Here is a 7,085-nt window from a genome sequence, read left to right as displayed (position 1 = left end):
GTGAGGTCGCCGTGGCGCACGGCACGGCGGCCCGCGAACTCGCCCTGTGCTCCTTGGAGGAGGTCGTGCTGCTCACCGCCGCCAGGTCCGAGCCGCGCGAGTCGGGGGTGGACCCGAGGATCCGCCGGGCCGAGGACCTGATCGCCGCCGACCCCGGAGCCCCGCACACCGTCCACTCCCTCGCCGAGTACGTCTCCCTCTCTCCGTCCCGGTTCGCGCACCTCTTCACGGAGCAACTCGGCCACTCCCCGATGCGTGCCCTCCGCCACGCCCGCCTCCACCACGCCGCCCGGCTCCTGGAGGCCACCGAACTGCCCGTGGAACGTGTGGCCGCCGCCTCCGGGTTCGGCAGCCCGTTCCACTTCAGCCGGGTGTTCCGGCAGCGCTACGGGGTGCCGCCGGGGGAGTACCGGCAGGGGCTGCGCGACGGCGGCTGACGGTCACCTCCCCCGGGAAGCCCTCGGCAGGGGGGGGCGGCTCAGCCCCCGAAGGCGAGCAGTGACAGCCACAGCGCCACCACCGAGGAGAGCAGAGCGGCGGGGACGGTGAGGAGGCCGAGGCGGGTGAACTCGCCCAGGTCCACGTCGTGCTCGTGCTGGTGGACGATGCGGCGCCAGAGCAGCGTGGCCAGGGAACCGGCGTAGGTGAGGTTCGGGCCGATGTTGACGCCGAGGAGCACGGCGAGGACGGCGCCCGTGCCGAGCGGGGCGGCCAGCGGGACCAGGACCAGGACCGCGGGCAGGTTGTTGATGACGTTGGAGAGAAGGGCGGCGAGGGCGGCGACACCGAGGAGGGCGAGCAGGCCGGTGCCGGACGGCATCACGCGGCCCAGCGCGTCGGCGAGGCCGTTGTCGACCACCGCGCGCACCACGATGCCCAGCGCCAGCACGAACGCGAGGAACGGCAGGGAGACGGAGTGGAAGAGCGCGACCGGGCCGGTGGTGCGCCGCACGAGCGCGCGGACCGACAGGACCACGGCCCCGGCCAGCGCCGCCCACACGGGCTCGACACCGAGCGCGGACGTCACCACGAACCCGGCGAGCGTGCACAGGACCGTGACCAGAGCGAACATCGGCAGCTCGGGAGCCTCGACCGACTCTTCGGCGGGTGGCGTCCAGGCGTCCAGGTCGGAGGCGAAGAACCGGCGGAACACCAGGTACTCGGCGGCGACGGCCACCGCCCACGGCGCCGCCATCAGCAGCGCGAACCGCGTGAAGGTCAGCCCGCTCGCGGTGAACGCCAGCAGGTTGGTGAGGTTGGACACGGGCAGCAGCAGCGAGGCCGTGTTCGACAGATGCGCGGTGGCGTACACATGCGGCTTGGGGCGGGCGCCCAGCCGGGCCACGGTCGCGAACACCACCGGTGTGAGCAGTACGACCGTCGCGTCCAGGCTGAGCACCGCCGTGATGCCGGAGGCCAGCGCGAACGTCGAGCCCAGCAGCCGCCGGGGCCGCCCCGCCGAGGCGCGCGCCATCCATGCCCCGCAGGCCTGGAAGAGCCCCTCGTCGTCGCAGAGCTTGGCCAGCACGAGCACGGCGGCCAGGAAGCCGAGCACGGGGCCCAGCAGCTCGGCCTCGGCGCGGGCGTGGTCGAGGGAGACGGCACCGGCGGCGACCACGATCCCGGCGGCCGGGACCGCGACCACCGCCTCCGGCAGTCCGAACGGGCGGGCGACCGCGCAGCCGAGGACGACGACGAGCAGGACGACGGACAGGATTTCGGCGAGGGCGGTGTTCACGGAGGAGCTTTCGGGCAGTTCGGCGGCGCGGAGACCGGTGAACCCTACAGCTGCCCGGCAACGCCCGACGAACGCCTGTGCGGCCCTGTGGTGAGGCCTTCCTCACTCCTCCGACAACGTCAGCTCGGCCCAGATCGTCTTGCCGTCCTCGGTGTGCCGGCTGCCCCACCGCTGGGTCAGCTGGGCCACCAGCAGCAGGCCGCGCCCGCCCTCGTCGAAGGTCTTGGCCCGGCGCAGGTGCGGGGCGGTGCCGCTGCCGTCGGACACCTCGCAGATCAGAGTGGTGTCGTCGTGGATCAGGCGCAGCTGGATCGGCGGGGCGCCATGCCGGATGGCGTTGGTGACCAGCTCGCTCACCACCAGCTCCGCGGTGAACGCCGACTCGCTGATGCCCCAGAGCGCCATCTGCGTCAGCACGTACTGGCGGGTGCGGGCGACGAACGCCGGGTCGGCCGGTATCGACCAGGTCGCGACCTGTGCGGCCTGCAGCCCGCGCGTACGGGCGAGCAGCAGGGCCACGTCGTCGGGGGCGCCGTTCGCGGGCAGCAGGGACTGGACGACGTCCTCGCAGATGTCGTCCAATGAGCCCTTGCGGCCGGACAGCGCCTCGGCCAGCAGCTCCTGCCCGGCGTCGATGTCCCGGTCCCGGGTCTCGATCAGACCGTCGGTGTAGAGGGCGATGACGGTGCCCTCGGGCAGTTCGAGTTCGGCGGACTCGAAGGGCAGTCCGCCGAGGCCCAGGGGCTGTCCCGACGGCACGTGCACCTCCATGGGCCGTCCGTCCGGGTCCAGTACGACCGGCGGCGGATGCCCGGCACGGGCGAAGGTGCAGCGGCGGGTCACCGGGTCGTAGACGGCGTACAGGCAGGTGGCCCCCACCTCACCGGTCACGCCGTCGCTGCCGGCCTCCGCGGACAGCCTTACGACGAGGTCGTCGAGGTGGGTGAGCAGCTCGTCGGGGGCGAGGTCGACGTCGGCGAGGGTGCGGACGGCGGTCCGCAGACGGCCCATGGTGGCGGAGGCCTGGATGCCGTGGCCGACGACGTCGCCGACGACCATGGCGACCCGCATCCCGGAGAGGGGGATGACGTCGAACCAGTCGCCGCCGACCCCGGCCTGCGCCGCCGGAAGGTACCGGGAGGCGGCCTCCAGGGCGGGCATGCGGGGGAGGGTCTGGGGGAGCAGGCTGCGCTGCAGGGCGAGGGCGGTCTCGCGTTCGCGGGAGTAGCGGCGGGCGTTGTCGATGCAGACGGCGGCCCGGGCCGTGACCTCCTCGGCCAGCAGCTCGTCGTCGGCGGTGTACGGGTCGAGTCGCTTGAAGCGGGTCAGGACGGCCACACCGAGGGTCGTGCCACGGGCCCGGATCGGCACCGACATGGTGGTGTGGACGCCCAGCTCCTTGACCCGTGCGCCGCGTATCGGGTCCCAGGCGAGCCAGTCCGACAGGGTGTTCGCCGGGTCGGTCGCCACGATCGTGTGTCCGACCGACAGGGAGGCCGCCTGTGGGGAGGTGGCCGGGTAGACGTCCGTGCGGCCCACCTCGATCACCGCCTCGGGGCAGCCGGGGGTGACCGACTGGTGGGCGGTGCGGCGCAGGGTGAACGGAGGGGAGAGCGGGCCCTCGTGCGGTTCGTCGCCGTGGTCGATCGACTGCATGAGGTCGACGCTGACGAAGTCGGCGAGGACAGGGACGCACACGTCGGCCAGCTCCTGGGCGGTGCGCTGGACGTCGAGCGTGGTCCCGATGCGGATGCTCGCCTCGTTCACCAGTTGCAGCCGCTGCCGGGCGAGGTACTGCTCGGTGATGTCGTGGCCGGTGACACACACCCCGATCGGCGCCCCGGAGTCGTCGGTCAGCGGGGCGATCGCCGCCGACCAGGCGTGGGCCCGGTTCTCGTCGGCGGCCCGCAGGAAGGTCCGCACGTCCTTGCGGCGGCCATGGGCGAGCACCTCGCGCAGATGCTGCTCCAGCTTCTCGCCCTGGCGGCCGCCCACGACCTCCGACATGTGCAGCCCCCGGAGGTTCTCCTCGGGCATCCCCACGGCTTCGGCCATCACGTCGTTGATACCGCGCAGTCTCAGCCGGTCGTCGAAGACCGCCATGGCGCACGGCGACTGGACCATGACCGCCGCCGCCAGCGGATCCTCCCGCCCCAGCGGGCCGGGATCGTCCAGCGGACACAGAACCAGCCAGCCGCCGCTGCCGTCGCCGTCCTTCGGGTTTCGGCGGTGGGCGATCAGCCACGCGGTCACCGTCCGGCCGTCGTGGTGACGCAGCGCGAGCGTGCCGCTCCAGTTGAGGCTGCCCGGCGGGGGCGGCAGCAGAGAGCCCCCCGGGGCCAGCAGCTCCTCGGCGGGACGTCCCACGACCTCGGCCGCGGGCCAGCCCAGCAGGCGCCTCGCGCCTTCGTTCCACTCGACGACCGTGCCGTCGCCGTCCATGGCCGCCCGCGCCGTGGCGGCACCGTCCAGGGCATACGCAGGGGTGTCACCGTGCGTTACCTTGCGGCTCCTCATCGTCGCGAGTTCCATTTCGCCGGACCGAACGGGCTTACGGGTGAAATCCAGCCTATGCGTTCCGACGGGAAAGCGGACTGGAAACCGTACCCCCGCGGATTTTGTCGCACCGGTGTTCGTCGAGTGGTGCGAGGGGCTCTTGACGTCCCTGGGGCGCGTCGTCAGATTCTGTTTGGTCGCGCTCACTTGTGATTGCTTGTGGGGCCTTGTGCTTCGCGGGCTCCCGGAACGTCCACCCGCACGTTCGACGAAGGGAACACCCATGACCGTCACACGCAGATCCTTACTCGTCGCGGGCACCTCCGCCCCGGTGGTGGGAGCGCTGGCGGGCACCGCGGCCGCCGCGCCCCGCGCGAGACCCTCGTCCGCCGGCCGGGCCGTCCCGCTCCGGGACGGCTGGCGCTTCGCCCTCGTCGACCCGGGCGGCATCACCGACCCCACCGGCGAGTTCACCGACGCCGCGAAACCCGGCTTCGACGACTCCGCCTGGCGTCAGGTCGCCGTCCCCCACGACTGGAGCATCGAGCTCGCCCCGACCACCCGGCACGGCACGACCAGCGGCACCGGCTTCTTCCCCGGCGGGCTCGGCTGGTACCGCAACACCTTCACGCTGCCACCCGCCCTCGCCGACAAGCGGATCTCCGTCGAGTTCGACGGCGTCTACATGGACTCCCACGTCCATTGCAACGGCACCGAGGTCGGCCGACACCCCTACGGCTACACCGGCTTCGCCTTCGACCTCACCGACCTGCTCCACACCGACGGCACCACCGAGAACGTCATCGCCGTCAAGGTCCAGAACCGGCTGCCCAGCAGCCGCTGGTACTCCGGCAGCGGCATCTACCGCGAGGCCCGCCTGGTCGTCACCGACCCGGTGCACGTGGCCCGCTGGGGCACCCATGTCACCACACCGGACATCACCGAGAAGCGCGCCCTCGTCCGCGTACGCACCTCTGTCGTGAACGCCTCCGGCGGCGCGGCGGACGTCGAGGTCGTCTCCCGGGTCGTCGACGCCCGCGGCCGGACGGTCGCCCGTACGTCCTCCACGGTCGCCGTCACCGACACGGCGACCGCGACCCACGAACTGACCGTCCGCGAGCCGAGGCTGTGGGACTTCGCGGACCCCCACCGCTACACCCTCAGGACCGAGCTGCGCGTCGGCGGCAGAGCCGCCGACACCCACCGCACACCCTTCGGCATCCGCACCTTCCGCTTCGACCCGGACGACGGCTTCCATCTCAACGGCGCCCACCACAAGATCAAGGGTGTCGACCTCCACCACGACCTCGGCGCGCTGGGCGCCGCCGTCAGCGCCGACGCGATCCGCCGGCAGATGACGATCATGAAGTCGATGGGCGTGAACGCCTTCCGGACCTCGCACAACCCGCCCTCGCCGGAGATGATCGAGGTCTGCGAGGAACTGGGCATCGTCATGATGGTCGAGGCCTTCGACTGCTGGAGGAGCCCCAAGACCCGCTACGACTACGGCCGTTTCTTCGACGAGTGGGCCGACCGCGACGTCACCGAGATGGTGCTCGCGGCCCGCAATTCGCCCGCCGTCCTCATGTGGTCGATCGGCAACGAGGTCTCCGAGTTCACCTCCACCTCCGGCCTCGCCATGGCGGACCGGCTGATCGCCGCCGTCAAGGCCTGCGACGACACCCGCCCGATCGTCATCGGCTCCCACCGCCACCGCAGCGTCCCCGCTCCCGGCTCCCCGGGCGACCTGATCCTGGCCAAGCTCGACGGCCTGGGCCTCAACTACAACACCGCCAAGTCGGTGGACGCCCTGCACGCTCGCTACCCGAAGCTGTTCCTCTTCGAGTCGGAGTCGTCCTCGGAGACCTCGACGAGAGGCGTCTACCAGGAGCCGGAGCACCTCAACACCGGCGAGAACCACACCCCGGGCAAGCGGGGCGTCTCGTCCTACGACAACAACCTCGCCTCCTGGACCATGAGCGGCGAGTACGGCCACAAGAAGGACCGCGACCGGAAGTGGTTCGCCGGGCAGTTCCTCTGGTCGGGCATCGACTACATCGGCGAGCCCACGCCGTACGACGTCTTCCCGGTGAAGGCCTCCTTCTTCGGCGCGGTCGACACGGCCGGTTTCCCGAAGGACATGTACTACCTGTTCCAGAGCCAGTGGATCAGCCGGCCCATGGTCCATCTGCTGCCGATGACCTGGAACCACGCGAAGGGCGACACGGTCGAGGTGTGGGCCTACTCCAACGTGGACACCGTCGAGCTGTTCCTGAACGGAAAGTCCCTGGGGACAAGGACGTTCGACGAGAAGAGGACCCTCGACGGCCGCCCCTACCTGGAGACCACCGAGGCGCCCGGTGACGACAAGACCTTCACCGACGGCCCGTACCCCGGCAGCTACACCAGCCCCAACGGCAGCGCGGGCAAGCTCCACCTCGCCTGGCAGGTGCCGTACGCGGCCGGCGAGCTGAAGGCCGTGGCGCGCCGCAACGGCAGGACCGTCGCCACGGACGTCCTGCGCACGGCCGGTGCCCCGCACGGCGTGCGCCTGACAGCCGACCGCAAGTCCCTGGCGGCGGACGGGCGTTCACTGGCCTTCGTGACCGCCGAGATCGTCGACGCCCGGGGGGTGGTGGTCCCCGACGCCGAGCACCTGATCTCCTTCGACGTACGGGGAGGCTCCCTCGCCGGGCTCGACAACGGCCGCGAGGAGAGCGCCGAGCGCTACCAGGCCTCCACCCGGACCGCGTTCGGCGGCAAGGCGCTCGCGATCGTCCGGGCCGGGGTCGAGCCGGGCCCGGTCAGGGTGACGGCGCGGGCGGAGGGGCTGCGGACCGGGAAGGTGAGC

4 protein-coding genes are annotated in these 7,085 nt (G+C 71.8%); 2 read left to right on the top strand and 2 right to left on the bottom strand.

Annotated elements, in window-relative coordinates:
• The coding region (locus AWZ10_RS01215) for a helix-turn-helix domain-containing protein (protein WP_159058191.1) at positions 1–437 on the top strand (437 nt) is incomplete at its 5' end.
• 41 nt (positions 438–478) lie between these two features.
• Here AWZ10_RS01215 and AWZ10_RS01210 read toward each other — a convergent pair.
• Both AWZ10_RS01210 and AWZ10_RS01205 read right to left on the bottom strand, forming a co-directional pair.
• The gene (locus tag AWZ10_RS01210; RefSeq protein WP_060890224.1) at positions 479–1,738 is read right to left on the bottom strand and encodes an SLC13 family permease; all 1,260 of its coding nucleotides are present in this window, start codon (positions 1,736–1,738) and stop codon (positions 479–481) included.
• A 102-nt stretch (positions 1,739–1,840) separates the two neighbouring features.
• Positions 1,841–4,255 (bottom strand): SpoIIE family protein phosphatase, encoded by a 2,415-nt coding sequence (locus AWZ10_RS01205; protein WP_107084612.1) that lies wholly within the window; start codon positions 4,253–4,255, stop codon positions 1,841–1,843.
• A gap of 262 nt (positions 4,256–4,517) precedes the next feature.
• Between AWZ10_RS01205 and AWZ10_RS01200 the strand changes: the two genes are divergently transcribed.
• Positions 4,518–7,085 (top strand): glycoside hydrolase family 2 TIM barrel-domain containing protein (locus tag AWZ10_RS01200; protein ID WP_060890223.1); only part of this gene is annotated, 2,568 nt, incomplete at its 3' end.

Source organism: Streptomyces europaeiscabiei (genome assembly GCF_001550375.1).
GTDB lineage: Bacteria > Actinomycetota > Actinomycetes > Streptomycetales > Streptomycetaceae > Streptomyces > Streptomyces europaeiscabiei.
Note: the sequence above shows the minus strand (reverse complement) of the source record. Positions and strands in the feature narration are given on the sequence as shown.

What these genes read in the sequence shown, in the direction of transcription:
- AWZ10_RS01205 (WP_107084612.1), bottom strand. Translation starts at nt 4,255, where the DNA reads ATGAGGAGCCGCAAGGTAACGCACGGTGACACCCCTGCGTATGCCCTG.